The sequence below is a fragment of the Paraflavitalea devenefica genome, from assembly GCF_011759375.1.
GTDB lineage: Bacteria > Bacteroidota > Bacteroidia > Chitinophagales > Chitinophagaceae > Paraflavitalea > Paraflavitalea devenefica.
Genome location: NZ_JAARML010000002.1, coordinates 1324478 through 1342364, shown reverse-complemented (window position 1 = coordinate 1342364; position 17887 = coordinate 1324478). Strand labels below are relative to the sequence as shown.

The 17887-nt window shown below is 47.0% G+C and carries 18 protein-coding genes; 5 read left to right on the top strand and 13 right to left on the bottom strand.

The annotated features are described in order from the left end of the window. Nucleotides 1-75: 75 nt before the first annotated feature. Complete coding sequence (locus HB364_RS14890; RefSeq protein ID WP_167288953.1) at nt 76-882, bottom strand: helix-turn-helix transcriptional regulator; 807 nt, start codon at nt 880-882, stop codon at nt 76-78. Nucleotides 883-939: 57 nt separating this feature from the next. Further along, nucleotides 940-2643 (bottom strand): T9SS type A sorting domain-containing protein, encoded by a 1704-nt coding sequence (locus HB364_RS14885; protein ID WP_167288951.1) that lies wholly within the window; start codon nt 2641-2643, stop codon nt 940-942. A gap of 541 nt (nt 2644-3184) precedes the next feature. Between HB364_RS14885 and HB364_RS14880 the strand changes: the two genes are divergently transcribed. After that, nucleotides 3185-3694 carry a DUF4382 domain-containing protein gene (locus HB364_RS14880; RefSeq protein WP_167288949.1) on the top strand — a complete coding sequence of 170 codons (510 nt, stop codon included), beginning with the start codon at nt 3185-3187 and terminating at the stop codon, nt 3692-3694. Between the two features lie 71 nt (nt 3695-3765). Here HB364_RS14880 and HB364_RS14875 read toward each other — a convergent pair whose 3' ends face one another. The 3 genes from HB364_RS14875 to HB364_RS14865 are packed head-to-tail and all read right to left on the bottom strand — an operon-like array spanning nt 3766 to nt 7947. Next, nucleotides 3766-6177 carry an outer membrane beta-barrel family protein gene (locus HB364_RS14875; protein WP_167288947.1) on the bottom strand — a complete coding sequence of 804 codons (2412 nt, stop codon included), beginning with the start codon at nt 6175-6177 and terminating at the stop codon, nt 3766-3768. Between the two features lie 55 nt (nt 6178-6232). Beyond that, on the bottom strand, nt 6233-7276 hold the full coding sequence (locus HB364_RS14870) for a sensor histidine kinase (RefSeq protein ID WP_167288945.1): 1044 nt from the start codon (nt 7274-7276) through the stop codon (nt 6233-6235). Further along, nucleotides 7273-7947, bottom strand: a complete 675-nt coding sequence (locus tag HB364_RS14865) for a response regulator transcription factor (protein WP_167288943.1) — start codon at nt 7945-7947, stop codon at nt 7273-7275. Before HB364_RS14865 ends, HB364_RS14870 begins: the two co-directional genes overlap by 4 nt. Nucleotides 7948-8118: 171 nt before the next feature. Here HB364_RS14865 and HB364_RS14860 point away from each other — a divergent pair, with 171 nt between their 5' ends. Next, a complete protein-coding gene (locus tag HB364_RS14860; protein ID WP_167288941.1) occupies nt 8119-10203 on the top strand; it encodes an LTA synthase family protein in 2085 nt (694 codons plus the stop codon). A gap of 118 nt (nt 10204-10321) precedes the next feature. Here the strand turns inward: HB364_RS14860 and HB364_RS14855 are convergent, their stop codons facing one another. From HB364_RS14855 to HB364_RS14835, 5 genes are all read right to left on the bottom strand, one after another. After that, a complete protein-coding gene (locus tag HB364_RS14855; RefSeq protein ID WP_167288939.1) occupies nt 10322-10498 on the bottom strand; it encodes a hypothetical protein in 177 nt (58 codons plus the stop codon). Nucleotides 10499-10548: 50 nt separating this feature from the next. Continuing rightward, nucleotides 10549-10905, bottom strand: coding sequence for a hypothetical protein (locus tag HB364_RS14850; RefSeq protein WP_167288937.1), 357 nt, complete (start codon nt 10903-10905; stop codon nt 10549-10551). A gap of 178 nt (nt 10906-11083) precedes the next feature. Next, nucleotides 11084-11395, bottom strand: coding sequence for a hypothetical protein (locus HB364_RS14845; protein WP_167288935.1), 312 nt, complete (start codon nt 11393-11395; stop codon nt 11084-11086). A gap of 373 nt (nt 11396-11768) precedes the next feature. Then, nucleotides 11769-12542, bottom strand: coding sequence for a hypothetical protein (locus HB364_RS14840; RefSeq protein WP_167288933.1), 774 nt, complete (start codon nt 12540-12542; stop codon nt 11769-11771). A 109-nt stretch (nt 12543-12651) separates the two neighbouring features. After that, nucleotides 12652-13407, bottom strand: a complete 756-nt coding sequence (locus HB364_RS14835; protein WP_167288931.1) for a hypothetical protein — start codon at nt 13405-13407, stop codon at nt 12652-12654. Nucleotides 13408-14215: 808 nt separating this feature from the next. Between HB364_RS14835 and HB364_RS14830 the strand changes: the two genes are divergently transcribed. Beyond that, complete coding sequence (locus HB364_RS14830) at nt 14216-14431, top strand: hypothetical protein (RefSeq protein ID WP_167288929.1); 216 nt, start codon at nt 14216-14218, stop codon at nt 14429-14431. 467 nt (nt 14432-14898) lie between these two features. Here the strand turns inward: HB364_RS14830 and HB364_RS14825 are convergent, their stop codons facing one another. Continuing rightward, the gene (locus HB364_RS14825) at nt 14899-15213 is read right to left on the bottom strand and encodes a hypothetical protein (protein WP_167288927.1); all 315 of its coding nucleotides are present in this window, start codon (nt 15211-15213) and stop codon (nt 14899-14901) included. A gap of 396 nt (nt 15214-15609) precedes the next feature. Between HB364_RS14825 and HB364_RS14820 the strand changes: the two genes are divergently transcribed. Then, the gene (locus HB364_RS14820) at nt 15610-15864 is read left to right on the top strand and encodes a helix-turn-helix transcriptional regulator (protein WP_167288925.1); all 255 of its coding nucleotides are present in this window, start codon (nt 15610-15612) and stop codon (nt 15862-15864) included. Between the two features lie 159 nt (nt 15865-16023). Here the strand turns inward: HB364_RS14820 and HB364_RS14815 are convergent, their stop codons facing one another. Then, nucleotides 16024-16464: a protein-disulfide reductase DsbD family protein gene (locus HB364_RS14815; protein WP_167288923.1), complete on the bottom strand. Its 441-nt coding sequence runs from the start codon at nt 16462-16464 to the stop codon at nt 16024-16026. A gap of 38 nt (nt 16465-16502) precedes the next feature. Beyond that, nucleotides 16503-17054 (bottom strand): peroxiredoxin family protein, encoded by a 552-nt coding sequence (locus tag HB364_RS14810; RefSeq protein ID WP_167288921.1) that lies wholly within the window; start codon nt 17052-17054, stop codon nt 16503-16505. 154 nt (nt 17055-17208) lie between these two features. Between HB364_RS14810 and HB364_RS14805 the strand changes: the two genes are divergently transcribed. After that, a complete protein-coding gene (locus HB364_RS14805) occupies nt 17209-17877 on the top strand; it encodes a metalloregulator ArsR/SmtB family transcription factor (protein WP_167288919.1) in 669 nt (222 codons plus the stop codon). Nucleotides 17878-17887 lie beyond the last annotated feature (10 nt).

Below are 17887 nucleotides of genomic sequence, written 5' to 3'. Positions count from 1 at the left end.
CGGGCGGGGCAATCACCAGCAATGGCTTTTTTATGCCATGAATGGAACGTTGGTAAAGCGTGAAGTAAGCAATGATCACATGATCATTGGGTTCTTCATAAACTCCGTGGGTGTTTGTCCGGTAAATAGTTTGAAGTCTTTATTGAAATGGGGCTGATCAAAGTAGCCGGCATCAAAAGCTATCCCGGCCAGAGATATCTTCTCCGCAGCGTCTCTCGCAGAGGACGCTGCGGGAACCAAATTCAGGACGTTGTTGACAACAGCCCTCATTTTGACAATGTAGGCGAATTGCTTGGGAGATATACCTACCATCCGCCGGAAACGTTTTTCAAAAGCATCCTGGCTGATGTACAAGGCCCCGGCCAGGTCTTTTATGCGGATGATGCCGTTGGCTGCCCGGATCTTTTTCAGGGCCGCTGTGATGAGGGCATCGGGCCGGTGATTGTATAATCTTTCCAGGAGGAAGGCTTCTATTATATTGATCCTTTGCGTATGGTTATGCGCTGCTGCCAGTTGTTCCCCAATGGCCGATAGATGCTGGTACCCGGTGAAATTATCCAGCGGCACACTGTCCTCAAACAATTCATGCAGCGGCTCTTTAATAAAAGCATGGGCGGCAGCTTCCCTGAATACAACGAGAATATTGGCGGTGTCTTTTGTATAATTGATCACCCGGTTTGATTTTCGCAGACCGGTGAGTGTAAAAGATGACAATGCTGTTTTTGTATCCTTCAGGAGGAAATTCACCTGCCCTTTGTACCTGAACGACATGACCAGCGATGTATCCGGGAAAATCCGGTTGGTCATTTCTTCCCGGCTCTCCATGATCATGAAATGCCTGATGAAGGGACTCAATAACTGGGTGGGCAAATGTATCTCCATGGCTGTGGCTAAATGGTAACCTGCCTTAAAGATAATCAATTATTTGCCGTCCCTTCCTTATCGGATCAGGACCATCTTTTTCGTAAATACTTCATTACCCAGTATTGTCTTGATGAAATAGGTACCGCTTTTCCAGCCGGGCGGGCATTCGATGTCCACCAGGGAAGAGCCCTTGGGCAGTTTGGTGCGGACCGTTTTCAGCACACTGCCCGAAGGATCAACGACCAGGATGGTGGCCTCTTCTTTCACAGGACTGGCCACCGAAAGTTGTATATGATCCTTCACCGGATTGCGCAGGAGCAACACGGCTTTCTTCAGTGGTGTATAACTGAATGGAGGACGATTGTCTTTATCTTTTTGTTCCAGGAGGGTGCAGCCTGCGTCGAGGGCTACCACTACCGTATCTTTTGCATAGGAAGTACCGCAGCTATCCATCAATTGCTGGCTCACGATGTAAGTACCGGGCTGGTCAACATTGATGGAATGCCCCACAGTATCACCGATGATATGCCCATCGGCGGTAGACCAGGTGTATAAGGAAGTGACGAGCGGGTTATCTACACTAATGGTGCTGACGCCCGTTGTGCCACAAAATACCGGGATATTGGCCGAGGCTGCCGCCATCGGCGCCCGGAAGAAATCGAAGGGGCCTACAAAATCTTTCAGTTCGGCAGTGAATGCGTTGGAGCTCCTTGATTTTACAAGGATACGCCTGAAAGGCATCAGGCAGGGATCGCCTACATTCACCAGCGGGTCTACCCCCAGTTTACTGAGGTTGACAGAAAATTCCAGGAACTGTTCAGCATTGTAATTAGATACAATACTATTGTCAACCCGCACCAGGCTGAACGGCCCTGCCCAGGTATTGTTATCGCATTGAAGACCTGTATAGAAGGTGCCTGCCGCCGTAGGAAGAATATTGGCATAGCCATAGGTAGCGCCACCTGAAGCACCATCAAACTCGCTACCCCAGCTAAAGGCCGCAGGCGTTACGGTAGTGCGTGCATCCTTGTGCACCCAGATCCTTGCTTCGAGAGCAGTAAGTCCCGATCCACTATATTCTGCAGTAAAGATGATATCGCCGGCCCTGGTCACATTGCCTGCTGCATCAAACAGCCAACTGGTATGTCCTGCATCAAGGCCATATCCTTTAAAGCTTAAACTCGCCCGCTCATAGTAGATATCTGTCTGGTACATTTCAAAATCGAAATAACGGTTGCCGCCGGTCCCTTCGAGGGATACACCGCCAAATAACCAGAGGGAATCGGCAGCGTTGACACCAGCCCGCCGCACATGCATGAACATGTCGAGGATATCATTCTTGTTGGGTACCCCCTGGGCAACAGGCGTTGTCCAATCCGCCGGGCTCAAACCATTTTTATTGGCGCCGGACGCAAAGACGGTAGAGTCATCGCCATGGTGGTCTCGGATGAACACGGCATCAATGAGCATATGGTTGTTCACGATCGCAAACTGCGGATAACGCATACCCCTGAATAAAGGCAGCATCCGGGTACCAGGATTGGTAATATACAATTGGTTGATATAAGCGGCCCCCATAGTATCTATCACAAAGATGCCGCTACCGGCATCACCATTGCTAAACCAGTCGTCAGTACCGGAGTTGGGCGTTCCGTTAAAATTATTGGCGCGCAGTCCGCCATCTACTTCAAAGCCGGCGCGTACAGCAGGTGTGGTGATCTGGGCATCGAGGGAGCACACACAGCAGGATAACAATAAGAATTGTATAATTCTCTTCATAAGGGGGAGGGGGATTTAGTATATGATAACCGGAAGCATACCAATTGCTATTGTCATGTTCCCGGGTCAAAATGAATAGCTATCATCAATTCCGTAATCAGCCCAGCGGCCTATAACGGTCGTACCTAGTTGATGTACAATGGAGGAAGGTTATATTATAAAAAAACAAAGAATGCGACAGAGGCCGGTGCGAAGGGGTTGAAAGTAAAATTGCTTTCATGGATTACAGATTTGGTGACAAGATATAATAAATGTTTTTATTTCGCTATACCTATTTCATCATTTTTCACCGAATGCAACCAGGCATCATTTATTTATTCCGGTCTCCTTGTTTTTTACCGATCAGCCTGACAATCAGTAGTACTAGCTGTTGTTTGATCTTTATCAAAAGCATGCCTGCAGGCATTTTGTTAAAGAATATCTTTCCAGGGATTAAACCTTTTTAACCTGCCACAGTCTAACTTAGTTAACCGTTTGATTTACTGAATGTTACATAGATTTCTGGCATGATTTTCTCATTCATGTAATCAAAATACACACTATGAAACCACTGCGTTATTTATTGGCTGTAGCTGTTGTAGCCGGAACTATTGTTGCCTGTAATAAGGACAATGACAGCACCACCGATTTAAGGATCAGGCTTACCGACAATCCGTACAATGCTACAGAAGTAAATGTAGACATTCAGCAAGTACGTGTTAACCTGCAGGATGACTCTACGGGCTGGATCAACCTCGACACCAGGGCTGGTATTTATAACCTGCTCGATTTTCAAAACGGCATTGATACCCTCATTGCACAAAGCACCATACCCACCGGCACCCTGAAAGAAGTGCGGTTTGTACTGGGCAGCCAGAACAGTATTATGATAGACAGTGTGCTGTACCCGCTTACCATTCCCAGCGGCAGTGAATCGGGTTTAAAGATCAAGCTGAATAAAAGGCTGAATGCCCACCTGGATTCGCTGGTTATTGATTTTGATGCCGCGCTTTCCATTTTCCAGGAAGGTACCGGCGATTACAAACTGAAACCTGTATTAAAAATCAAATAAGTTGCAGTTACATCAGAGCGTTTAATACGTTCATGACAATCAGCCTCCCTTTTGGGGGGCTTTTTGTTGCACTAAAACTTATAACTATACCCTACTCTGAAGACCTGCGTTTCGTAATAGTCGTTGCTGACGTAGCGGAATCCATCCCCTTTTATTTCTTTCTTTAATTGTAAGGTATTGGCCAGATCGGTGAAGTTGCCGAACAGTTCGCCCCTGCCCTGCTGAATACCTTTTTTAACCCCTGCATCTATGGAAAAGCGAGCAAAAGTTTTTCCCTGCGGTATGAGGTCCGGCGCCTGGTAAATAGCGAAGAGCTGTGCCTCCCATTGCGCAGGCAGGTGGAATAACCCATTGAATTTAATATTACCTGAAAAGAGGTCTTCCTTACCTGCCGTAAAAGTATTCTCTACCGGGTATTTGTTCACCACGGTGAAAGCGTCAATGGTGTTTTGATAACCATTGAGATTGAGGCTAACCGTAGCCCATTGGGCAAGGTCCTGTGATACCATGAGCTCCATACCGGTACTATAGCTTTTACCCGCATTCTGAAAGATGTTGTAGATGATGGTACTGCCGGGCACGATACTGCCGATCCGGGTGATGGTGGCATTCATCCATTTGTGGTAAACAGCAGCAAATAAATAACCAGCATTCCAACCGGTTTTATAACCCAGCTCTGCCGTATTGGTGAACTGCGGACGCAGGGCCGGATTGCCCACTTTGATGATCTCCGCATCATCATATTTGGGAAAGATGCGGAGATCCACTTCATTGGGCCTGTCTACCCGCCGGTTATAAAACAGCGATAGTTTGTTATCGTCATTGATCTTCCAGGCCAGCCGCAGGTTGGGGAAAGGCTGTGTGTAGTCATAGCCATCGCTTTTGTAAGTTGGATGGTTGGGGTTTACGTCATATTCCACCCCTACATACTCCACACGCAAGCCGGCCTCTATTTCAAAGCGGGCATTTTCAAATACATAGTTGCCATACACGGCCGGTATGGTTTCGCTGTAATCGGCCCAACCACCGGCGTTGACATCCAGCGGCGAGTTAATACCCGGTTTAAACTGCATGTTCACCGGAATGTACCGCCTGCGGTATTTAAACCCGGTTTCAAAGCGGCCATGTTTCAGCGGTTGTACATAATCCATGGTCAGGTCTGCCACGTGCTCATCCGAGAGGAGCTTGAAGGAATCCAGCCCGGTATACGCCGGCATGATGTTGGTAAAAAAATACTTTTCATCTTCCCGGTGAAAGGTATAGTTGAAGCCTATGTTCAACGTTCTGCCCGGCTGCCTGAAGGTATGTTGCCAACCTGCTGCTGCCGTGACCGTTGTTTTCAATTCATCTTCGAGGAATTGCCAGAGGCGTTGCCTTTTGGAGAGGTCGCCGTTAAAGAAGGGTTCATCGCCGCGGTCAAGGATCTTTTCACTGCTGAACAGTCCGGAAATGTTGAAAGTATTATCGCTGTTGATAAACCAGTCGGCCCCGGTTTTCAGGGTCACAATATTAGTGGTCCTGTTCCTTTTGGTTTGTTGCAGCACGGTATCACCATCATCGTAGAAGCGGTTTGCAAATTCATTTTTATTCAGCGTTTTGGTATAGAGGTTATCGCCCTGGAAAAACAGGTTCAGTTTGTGCTGACGGTAGTTGAGTGACAACGAGGGATTGATCTTGGGTGTGCCCTGGTATTGGGGCCGGATGGCAGGATAGTTCTCCCGCTTGACCCAGAGCGCCCCTGCCCCGGCGGCCAGGGCGGCCCTGCCATTGAAGCCTTCTTTTTTCTCTTTTTTGTAAATGATGTTGATGATGCCCGCATGGCCATTGGCATCGTATTTTGAAGAGGGATTGTTGATGAGCTCGATCCTTTCAATGGCCGATGCGGGAATATTGTCCAGCCCCCGCTGACCTCCAAAACCGGTGAGGGCGGTTTGTTTGCCATCGAGGAGGATCATGACTTTATCACTGCCCCGCAATTGCACGGTGCCATCCTGGCCAGTGGTGATGCCCGGCAGGTTCCTGATGGCTTCGAGGACCGAGCCACCTGCCTGGCTGATATTGTCGGCCACCTTAAATGTCTTCTTATCCATCTTTTGCGATACAGCCTCCTGCTGGCCGGTAACAGTTACCTCGCCCAATAGTTTTTCTTCCGGCATCAGTTCGATATTGCCGAGGTGGAGGTAGGCACTTAACTGCCCAATCGTCACTGGCTGTGCTGCCGGCTGATAGCCCACATAGGAAATCATGAGTACGTACCCGCCGGGCTTACTATCAGGCAGGGAAAAGCGGCCATCCTCGCCGGAGATGGTGCCGGCTACAAAGTTGCTATCCTTCGCCGTTAGGAGCCTGACGTTGACAAAGGACAAAGCAGCTTTGTTTTTTGCATCCCTGGTCATCCCGGATAAAGTTACTTGGGAGAATTGCGCCTGTGCTGCAGAAGTGATGATCAATAAAAGAAGATAAGTGTACCGGCCTTTTTTCATGCTATACGGGGGCTGTTTGTGCATAGGTACCGCCCGATTTGGAAGGAAATCTAAATCAAAAGCCGATAGAGAAGGTGTGCAGGTGATCTTTAAAGGCGTAAGTGATATGCCAGCCATAGCGGTGACCGATCTGTTTTACCAGGGCGAGGCCCAGGCCGGTGCCGGGCGTGTGGGCCGAAGTGGCGCCAAAACGTTTGAACAGTTGTTCCTGTTGCAGCGGCGTGGCGCCGGTATTGGAAACGGAGAGGTTATTGGCGGTGAGGTGAATATCAATCGTTCCGCCGGCGGCAGTATGCCGGATGGCATTTGTGATGAGGTTATTGAGCATTATCTCTACCAGTATTTTATTGCCTTCTACCTGTACACCGGGCGCTATATGGGTTTGCAGGGCGAGCTGCTTGTCTTCCGAGAAACTCGTGAATACGGCAATAGCCTGTTCCAGTAGTTCCGTCAGACAGATCGCTTCCTTCTCCATAAACTGGCTGTTCTCTATTTTGGTCAGCAGCAGCAGGTTCTTATTAATGCGGGTTACACGCGCCAGTGCTTTATTGGCTTCTTCAATGATGGTAAATTGTTCATTGGTGAGTGATTTGCTTTGCAGCAGCAGGTCGAGTTTGGACTGTATAATGGCCAGCGGCGTTTGCAGTTCATGGGAAGCATTGTCGGCAAATTCCTGCTGTTGGTTATAAGCGGCAATATTGCCGGCAATCAGCTTGTCCAGGCTTTGGTTCAAGGCGGCGAACTCGTCTACATCCGTTGGTTCAAAAACCACTTTTTGCTGAGCGCCCAGGTCAAACAGCCTGATCTGCTCCAGGCTGCGGTAAAAGGGCTGCCATAAGCGGCGGGAGATGCGGCGGTTGAGCAATATAAAACCACCCATGAGCAATATAAAGAACAAGGCGGTCAGGGAGGTCACCGCAACAATGATGAGATAGCTATCTTCCCGGCCTGCTTCGGGCGTTACGATCACGTTGTGCTCATCCAGCTCATATTGCCATAGCCTGCTCATGGTGAGGTAATAGACAGGGATACTGCCTGCCAGTATGATCCCGGCATAGACCAGGAACCTTTTCAGTGAGCGGTTGAGCAGTTTACTCATATTTCCCATTTATAACCGGTGCCATACAAGGTTTTCAGGTAATTGTTGCTGCCGGCTTCCAGCAGCTTTTTTTTCAGGTTCTTGATGTGCACATATACAAAATCATAATTATCGAGCATATCGGCTACTTCGCCCGACAAATGCTCGGCCAATGCGTTCTTGGAGATCACTTTATTTTTATTGCTTATAAAATACAGGAGCAGGTCAAATTCTTTTCGCGTAAGCGATACAGGCCGCTCATGCACCAGCACTGTTTTGGCCAGCAGGTCTATCTTCAGCTCATATTGTTCTATGATGTTGACGTTGCCAAATTGCTTGCGGCGGATGATGGAATAGATGCGGGCCGCCAGTTCTGACAGGTGGAAAGGCTTGGTGAGGTAGTCGTCGGCGCCGATCTGCAGGCCCTTTATCTTGTCTTCCAGGGAATTTTTGGCAGAGATGATGATCACGCCATCCTGTTTGTTCTGGGCCTTGATCTCCTGTAATATGCTGAGGCCGTCGCCACCGGGCAGCATGAGGTCCAGCACGATGCAATCATAATCATATACATCAATTTTATCAATTGCTTCCCTGGCTGTGGCAGCCCGTTCACACAAATAGTTCTCATCCGACAGGTAGGCAACGATACTCTGGGCCAGCGCAGTCTCGTCTTCTATTACCAGGATTTTCATGCGCAAATGTATTAGCCGATTCTAAAGTGATTTGGAATGCCATTTGTTAAGTGCAAGTTAATATATTGCACAACAATTACAGGATTCCTTCGTTAGGGGGATGCGACATGCTTGCCTTCAAATTTCCAACAGAATTATTGGGCATGTTTGCACCCCCACAAAACATGCAATATGGTTAAGATGCTCTCCCGCAGCAGGTTTTTCCCTGTCTGGCTCATTATCCTTTTGTTTCTCGTTATTTCCATCATTACACGTATAACGTTACTGGCAAGTATTCCTGCTTCCGGCATTACCTTTCCGCAGGCGGCAGGCGCTTTCTGTATCGGCCTGTTGTACGACAGTACGGTAGCCGTATTTGTGATCCTGCCCTTCGTGCTGCAGTTGTGGCTGCAAAATGACAGGATATACCGTAAGCGCCTCTTACCATTTATAACGGCCTTTTTCATTGGGTCGACAGCCCTGTTGCTGTTCACGAACGTGGTGCCAAGGGCTTTCTGTCCGCCCCTGCATACCGCCCTGATCGTTTATGTGGTACTGCGGTTTGCCGTTTACCTATTGTTGTATTTTGTACCTGCTTTCCGGCAACGCTGGCGCGCGGGTGTATTGTATACCGGACTGGGCCTGGTGATCTTTTTACTGCTGCTGAATGCGGTGAGCGAGTGGTTTTTCTGGCAGGAGTTTTCCACCCGGTATAATTTTATCGCTGTTGACTACCTGGTATATACTACCGAAGTATTGGGCAATATTGCAGAATCTTATCCCATTGGCTGGATATTGGCGGGCCTGCTTGTTATAGCGGCGCTGACGGTATACCTGTTCCGGAAACCTGTACGCCAAAGCGTACAACAGCCCTTGCCTGTTGTACGGCGTTCCCTGCTGGCCCTTGTACTCATGACCCTGCCCCTGCTGGTGTATTATACGGTGTCGGCCAAATGGCGGCAGTTCAGCCGTAATGAGTATGCCAATTCCCTGGCGGGCGATGGCCTTTTTGAATTTGCCACCGCCTTTACCCAAAATGAGCTGGATTTTTACCAGTTCTATACCACCCTGCCCGATACGACGGCCTTCCGGATCACGCGGGAGCAACTGCAGACCCCCAATAGCCGTTTTACCAGCAACGATCCTTACAGCATTGAGCGGGAGATCAGTTATGCTGAACCGGAAAGGAAACAGAATGTGGTGCTGATCAGCGTGGAGAGCCTGAGCGCCGATTTTATGCGCGCTTTCGGGAGTACTGAAAATATTACGCCGCAACTCGACTCGCTGGCGGCGCACAGTTTGTTCTTCAACAACCTGTATGCTTCCGGTACCCGCACGGTGCGCGGCCTCGAAGCACTGTCACTCTCCATTCCCCCTACGCCAGGGCAAAGTATTGTGAAGCGGCCCGATAACGGGGGCCTGTTTTCCCTGGGCAGCGTATTGCGCTCCCACGGGTATACCACCCAGTACCTGTATGGCGGGTACAGTTATTTTGATAATATGAAGACTTTCTTTGGCAATAATGGCTATACGGTGATTGACCGGTCGGCCATACCGCCCGAAAAGGTACACTACGAGAATATCTGGGGCGTGGCGGATGAGGACCTGTTTTCCCTGGCGCTGCAGGTGCTGGATTCCAACAGTGCTACCGGCAAGCCTTTCTTTACCCATATTATGACGGTGAGTAATCACCGGCCTTATACGTATCCCGAAGGACGTATTGATATACCACCTGCCCGGCAGGTAAGGCAAGGCGCCGTAAAGTATACGGATTATGCCATTGGCCGCTTCCTGCGGGAGGCACGCAGCAAGAAATGGTTCGACAGTACGGTGTTTGTGATCGTATCGGACCATTGCGCGGGCAGTGCGGGCAGTGTGGAGCTGCCTGTAACGGGTTATCATATTCCCATGCTCATTTATGCGCCGGCGCTGCTACAACCTAAGGAAGTGAATACACTGGCTGCGCAGATAGACGTAGCGCCCACCATCCTTGGACTGCTCAACCTGCGCTACCGGTCGAAGTTCTTCGGGCAGGACCTGCTGCACCTGCCGCCGGGCCGCGAGCGGGCTTTCATCAGCACCTACCAGGGGCTGGGCTACCTGCGCAACGGCAAGCTGGTGGTGCAGTCGCCCGTACACCGCCTGGCGCACTATACACCCGATTTTGCCACGGGCAATGCCACCCCTGCCCCAGCCGATGATACCCTCACCCGGCAGGCCATTGCGTATTATCAAAGTATCAGTTGGTTGCTGAAGCACCGCCGGCAGACGGAATAGCTGGTTACTGGTTACTGAACACTCATCAATCCTTGCATAAAGGCATTTAGTATATGTATAGATTGAAAAGGTAAAGCCCCGTTGCCGGGGCTTTACTTATTATTACCAACCTGCTGGCTTAGCTTTTAGCAGACTTGCTCTTTTCGCATTTGTCCTTCGGGCATGGCTTGGGACAGGATTTTGTGCAGCAGGTCTTTTTGCACTTTTCCTTGTCCTGTGTGGGTGCACCGTTGGCATAAGTTACAGTACTGGTCATGAGCATGGCAATAGTAGCCAATAACAATATTCTTTTCATATTGAGTGTTTGTAATGAAAGTAAATAGATGGAATAAAAAGTTGGTATGGTTAACCCACATTGGGTGGCTTCCAGGTGGTAGCCAAAAAGATGAAGTCGTAGTGAGATAAATACAGTGAATATTCCTTTTTAATAATGTCGTTCCATTGGCCGGGCATAGATACGCCGGGCACGGTCATCACATAACAGAGCGGACAATTGACACAGCAGGTGGTGGTATTACAATCTTTGGGAGGTTTCTGGCAAGGCGTGTTGGCCGCTTCTTTGGTTTTGGCGCAACAGCTTACCTCAGGCGGCTCCGGATTGATGTAAAAAGGCAAAGCCGCCCATTCGCCGATGTATACCAGCACGAAAAAGAATAATATGGTGGCTTTGAGCTTCAGTGACTGCTTTGATGATGAAACCAAGATAGTGAAAAGCAATCAACTTACCTGCCTTTTGTTATAGGCGGCGTAATAGGCAACGAGGCATTGGAGGCAGGCACAAGTACCCTGCGCGCCTGACCAGACTACACACTTGCGCCAGTTGAGGACTAAGTGAAAAACTGCCGGCTAATACCGGCAGTTTTTGTCTGCCCTGAAAACTTCATGATGCTTTTCTTTTTATAGTTACTGAATTATTAGGTACTTCAACCCAGTCTATATATGATTCCTGCGGCTCCTGCACATACCGGATGTTCAGGAATTTACAGGCTTTTTCCAGGGGATAACCAAAATATTCGCAGTATTCCGTGAGAAATACCGGCTGGCGGGATTTCCTATTGAGTTTGTCGCGTACTTCTTTCAAGTCGCGCCGGGCGGTGGACGTTGTTACGCCTCTTAACTGTTCCACCTCCTTTACAGAAAGGACGTACAGATAGGGCGGTAGCTGCTTTTTCGGGTCTTTACTGGTACTCATAGCATTGTTGAATTTTAGATGGTTTTACTGAATATGTTTTTGTGGTCCATACAATAGCTGGCACCGACAGTTGATCCTGCCTGCAGGAGATTACTACTTGTGCGCCTGCGTGCAGTATTGACGGTCAACTGCCTTCAACAGCTTTAGCGATGATGTATAGTAAAAGGATAAGCGGAACTCATGGTCCGTTCATGGAATAACAAACCATGAACTGGTTATGGAAACGCTGGTTGGGACACGAGTGGTGCTACTATTCTGATAATGCCTTGGAGATCATTCACCTGGACGGGAAAAGGAAAGGCTACATGGGCATGCCTATAATAGTGGTACGAACGAGCCTATCCAAATGTTACAGGCACTGAAAAAAAAATTATTATGCAGCAAATCTTTCGTTGGCCGTGTTATGGTCGCCACTTTTCCAAATTTTGGAAATAATTAGGGGACCAGGTATTTTGAGGGGGACTATGTTGTTTGTCTTTTCGTTCGTGCGGTACCACTTTACCCCTGTTACTACCATGTTTAGCTGATGCCGGCCGGTTTTTATTTCCCGTATTATTGTTTTTGTTTTTATTGCTTTTATGGGCAGGTGGCCTTTTTTAATTATTTCTCTATCCGCTTGTAAGTGATCAAGATCGAAAGAGGCAACGATAGCATACAAATTGTAGTGGGTAGCACCAGGGGGTGGATTTACTGCTTCATTTGCCGTACATGCCGGAAAGGTGATCTCTACTATGTTGTTGCGCGTATCCACGGTTACCAGGACACCGGTATTTACACAAGTTTGCCATGGACAGGCATCATTAAAGTTAAAGCCCTCCAATTGGTCGATTGGGCCATTGACAGGACTGCGACTGCCATACCTGTTGTGCTGATCGGCGACCTGCAGGTTGCGAAGGGCATTTATGAACGGACGGGCAGGCAATTTTTTACCAGTTTCTACTAACAGGACGGAGCGCATGAGTGAGGAGCTTTTCATGAGATGGCCAAATTCCTGGTTGTTCCGCCGGGTATTGATAAACCGCGGATCGGTATTGACCAGCTTTCCTGACAAGCTGATCTTTTTTATCTGGTAATGGTCCTCTTTGGGAATAAGTGTATAGCCGGGAAGGGCCCGTTTGCTGATCTTATTATTTTTTTGTGTTGACATGATGGTTTAATTTTTAAAGTGGATGAAAAAGGGACCGGGTAGAGCAACCCGGTCCCGGGGTTGTGATGGTTCGTGGGGACACGAACCATGGCGACAGGAATGGAAATTCCTACGGAAGATCAATGGCTATGAGCTGTAGCGCACTGAGCTTTCGGCTTTTGGTGTATACAACGCCATTGACCAGTTGTACAAACTCCAATCCCAATACTACAAATATGGGCGTGGTAGCGTTTGGCGGGATGGTCAATGATATGGCAGCTGCGGGTACCACTGTTTCATTGTACTCCACATTAGGCCGGCTTTGGCGTCCTATGAAATACTCCTCCGTAGCAAAATCTATTACAGCGGCCGCTGCAAAGAAATTGTAGTGCCTGATATCCTTGGGTGCCGCAATGTCTTCCTCCGCTATATATTCCGGAATGTTGACGTTGACGGTCCCGGTGGTCCGGTTAATAACGCAGGCCGGTATTTTCCTGAATACCGAGGAAAGCGGGGCTGAGGTGTTGAATTCAAAATCCTCCAACAGGTTGAAATCGCCCAGTACCACTTTACGTTGCCCAAAGGTGCTTACCGGATCGGATTTCGCAATAGCCACCATGGCCTTTGTAACGCGGCTGGCGACGCGGTTATCGGAGGCATTGTTGATCTCATCACCAAAGATCCTACGGAATAGCTTACCTGCCTTTCCGGCTGCATTGAATTCCGCATTGTGACGCCGGGTGTTCCTAAAGGCAGGATCGCTTTTCAGGCGCTCAGGATCGATGCTGGTCTTTTCCCTGGCCAGGAAACCGTCCTGTGTTTTGTAAAAACTAACCCCGTGCATACTTCCCTTGAATTTAATAAGGGGATTTATCTGTTTTGGCATAAACTGAATTTTTAATTGTTACTAATTGTTGTTAGGACCGTTGCCCGCGGTTGCAACGTATATAAACAGGCTTTTACCTCGGGGCGGGGCGCCAGCTGCCCTGCTACTTTTGGTGAAAGCTGCTCATTTTTGCTGAAATGGGTAAACTATAGACTATGTATAGGGAAGCTATAGGTAATCCATAGGTGATCTATAGGTAATCTATAGGTGATGTATAGCTGATCCATTGGCGATCTATAGTCACACGTACTGTTCTATGCTTTCTTTTTTCCTCTTCTTTTATTGCTTCTTTGCTGCTGTAGTAACATCACAAGACAAACGTACGTTGCAGAACAGATGTTTTCCAAATGTTGGTGAGCGCACTTGCGCGTGATGAACGATGATGGGCGCTTTTGCGTGTACATGAACGCGCATTATGTACCATTAGCGTTCATTACGCGCATAATCGCTCATGCAGATTTGGAGAATGGGTAACCGGTGTTGTAGGTTTGTATTGCTGCATACGTCATGACAACTGCCAGCAAGTATTTCCAGGTTTCTTTATGATCATAAGAGTGACCAAGGACACAAGTACGCTCAAGCACATTGCCAGGCTGCCTACTTTCCCGTAAAACGGGACAGGCTCCGCAGAGCGGGACAAGTTGTGCCAGTATTAGTAGCCGCTGTTGTACCCGTTTTTCCGGCCAATAATTATTCGCCTGCAGAAGCCAGCCGCAGGTCTTCCGGACATAACACCGGTAGCCGTTGAAAAATGGGGTATGACAGTGTAGGTATTCACAAGATTATTCATTATTAAAAACGATTTATTATGAGTATACAAGAAAGAATGCAAAGCCCTACCCCGCCCTTCTTTGCGAAGCTGCGGAACTGGGGACTTATCCTCGCTGCCGTGAGCGGCGCTATCCTAACTACACCGGTGGCACTGCCGGCGATTATGGTGAAGATAGCAGGCTACCTGGCTGTTGCCGGCACTGTAGCCGGTGCGGTGAGCCAGGTGGTGGTAGAAGACCCGCAGGCTAAGTGATGTGATCTCCATCTGATATTCCTGTGAAGTAGCCCCGTTCGAAAGAGCGGGGCTTTTTGATTGTCTGAACTGGGATTGGTGGATTTTGGGATTGGTGGGATGCTTTAGTAATTCAAAAAAAAGATAAGATTGCTTTAGTACAGGAGCGCGGTTTAGTTGTTATAATATAAAGGATAAGGTTTAATGGTTAACGAATTTGATTAGTGTAAGCCCTGCATTTCAATGCGGGGCTTTGTTGTCTGAATTGGAATTGGCGGGATGCAATGAGCGTCCATTGCGATTATATACTTCATAAAAAAAACCGCCTTATGGCGGCTTTTTTGTGTATCCTCATTCAAGAGAACGGATTAAAGCAGAAAAAGACCCCTACAAATTTGTAATGGCATACGGTAAGTTCCCTCACGATCCCCTTCAGGATGAAAGACCCTCCGTCTTCAACCATTGGCGCCTTGCAGGAAGTCTTTCTGTTATTTCTTTTGTTTTATTAGTTGCTTAACACTGTTATCAGGTAGCTGAGCCTTGTGCAAATACCAACTACTTTTTAATAACCTACTTAGGATTTTATAGAAAAATATGAGGTTACTACGGTCTCTGGCTCTGGCATAATTGCTATGTTCACCGCCTAGACCTGCCTCCAGCCAATTCCATAACTGTTCCTCTACTTCATCGAGGTGGTAGTTGTCGAAAAAATCTTCCATCGATTCGTGAAACTGCTGCTGTGCTAATGTGACTGTTGCGGGTGTTGTTTTGGCCGCGCTGCTTTTCTTTTTTCGGGTAGGCATAGACTAGATTAACGTTAGTGTAATAAATTAGTACGCGATTAGCAGATGATCTGCGCTGTTAATGCAAGTCTATTGAAGGAGATTTGAGTGGCATTCGTGTTTGATCATAAGATTAAACACATAAGGCTGGAACCTACTCTTCCCTTTGTCCGCGGGCTCTGACAAAGCCACGCCTTTCGGCGCTGGTCACAAAGGTACATAAGCAGGCCCAACCCTATATGTAAATATAGAGATTGGGCACTTTACTTACGCTTGCGACCATGGGAACTGTCAGATTCGCGGAGCAAGACCTGTAAGAATGTGCCTGTTATTGGTTGGTAGTGTAAATGTAAGGGAATTTTTGACAAGTAAACAGCACTGTTTACTTATTTTTTTTAATAGTAGCCACATTGCATGATGGCTGTGGTATTAAGTAAAGAAGACCTTCATTTAAAAAAGCAAATTACTGCACGGTTAAAAGAACTGCGTGAAAGCACCGGCAAAAACCAGGTAGATTTTGCTTATGACATTGGCCTGGACAAACAGGCTTTAAACCGCATAGAAAAAGGGAATGGTGCTACTCTTTATACGATCCTGAAATACTGCAAATACTTCGGAATGTCTTTTAAAGACTTTTTTGATTCAGACCTGTTTAAAGGAATTGGAAAGTAACTGTATCGTCTTAAAAGAAAGGCAGAACTCGCTCCCAGAGCGTTTTTTAGTTCGAATGTTTTTGATCATTCCGACCAAAAAATGTTCAAAGGGATATATAAAAATAATTTAAATGGTTCGAACTATTAAAACCTGTAGGTTTTTATAAAGCACCAGACTTTAACCTGACTTTTGGACAACGACAGGTATCTTAAAATCGACGTTTCTGGGAAACAGACAAGTTTTGGAATTACATGCCTGATATCTGATCCTGCCTTGCACATAATACCTCCCTGCGCTAACGTTAGCCATTACTTTTATAGGTAAGCGTATGATAAAAGCGCTGTCAAATACATTCAGCACTTCTTCAGAACCTTCCAGTCGAAAAATTTTGTAAGGAGGAAAAAGTGGTTTATAGATTAAAAAAGAAATGTCGGGTGTTGTCTCCAGCGAAACAGGAATCAGGGATGCATTGGTTACTTTATTGGCCTGGATATGATAACCTGCTTTAACTGTAACATGAATAATGGCTACGATTTTCTTCACGGGAGTCAATAAAATTTCGTCTACAGATACGCTTACTATATCTTGTTCTTTTACCTGTAGCTGTCCCGTCTCCATAAAACAGGCAATAAGTATAATTCTCAAAAAGATCATAGCTATTGTTCATTGAGCAACTCATCCAGTTTTTTACGCACACTGAGAAGTTTGGCATCAAACGCGGTAGTATTCAATAAAGAATAAAAACGGATTTTCCCTTCTTTGTCAATGATCAGGTTGGAAGCTAAAACCACCTCATCTCTTGACAAGTCGGGCAAAACACCTGGTGGGGAATAAGCTGTGGCTACTTTCCCATCCTCGTCCAATAACACGGGAAATGATAAATTATACCGTTTGAAAGACTGTTCTACAAGGGCTTTATTTTCTTTTACATCAATAAGGAACACCTGTATTCCCTTGTCTTTGTACGATTGGTAGAGCTCCTCCAGATTGGGGGCTTCTGCGTTGCAGAAAGGGCACCAGGTGGTGGCGAAATGGATCAATACCAGCTTGCCTTTCAATTGTGACAGTGAATAGTTATTGCCATCAACACCTTTCAATTCAAATGAAGGGGCAGCTTGCCCGATCATGGGTTGCGCAGTCTGGGCATGTAAGGCAGTACCTGCACAAATAATGAGCAGAATAGCCATGAGTACTAAAGAATTTTTCATTTTGCCCCTGTTTTTGTTTGTTATTCTTTGTCTTATCAGGGTAAGGTTTCTTTTATATACTCATAGGAAGAAAGCAGATGCAGGAGAATTGTATCTATTCAATAATTTTATTGAATAATTGAATTTACGTACTTTTGCTGAATAGTTATATAAAATGGAGAAAAGAATTTTTAAGGATAAGGCATATTCCATGCTGGCAACAATGATCAAAGCAATGGCCAACTCCCACCGGCTTGAAATTGTTGATTTACTTGGCCAGGGAGAAAAAGCGGTGGAGGAAATAGCTAATGAAACCAGCATGTCCATTGCCAATACATCACAACACCTGCAGGTGCTAAAGGCTGCCAATTTGGTGGAAATCAGGCGGGAAGGGAATTTTATTTATTACAAACTGGGGCATGAGGAGATATACCAATCCTGGCAAATGCTTCGCGAACTGGGACTGAAACATATGGCAGAGATGGAAAAACTGGTAAATGACTTCCGGGAAAAACGAAACAGCCTGGAGGCGCTCAAAATGGACGATTTATTAAAAAGGATAAAATCCAAAAATGTGGTCATACTGGATGTTCGCCCGGAAACGGAATTTAAAAATGGGCATATTCCCGGGGCAATCAACATTCCTGTAGAGGGACTTGCCACCCGGCTTAAAAAACTACCAAAGAATAAAGAATATGTTGCTTACTGCCGGGGGCCCTTTTGTGTATTTGCCGATGAAGCGGTACAAATACTTACCCAAAAGGGGTTTAACGCCAAAAGGTTGGGAGAAGGTTTTCCGGACTGGAAAATGAAAGGATTGCCTGTTGAAATCATTGAAGAATAATAAAAAAAAG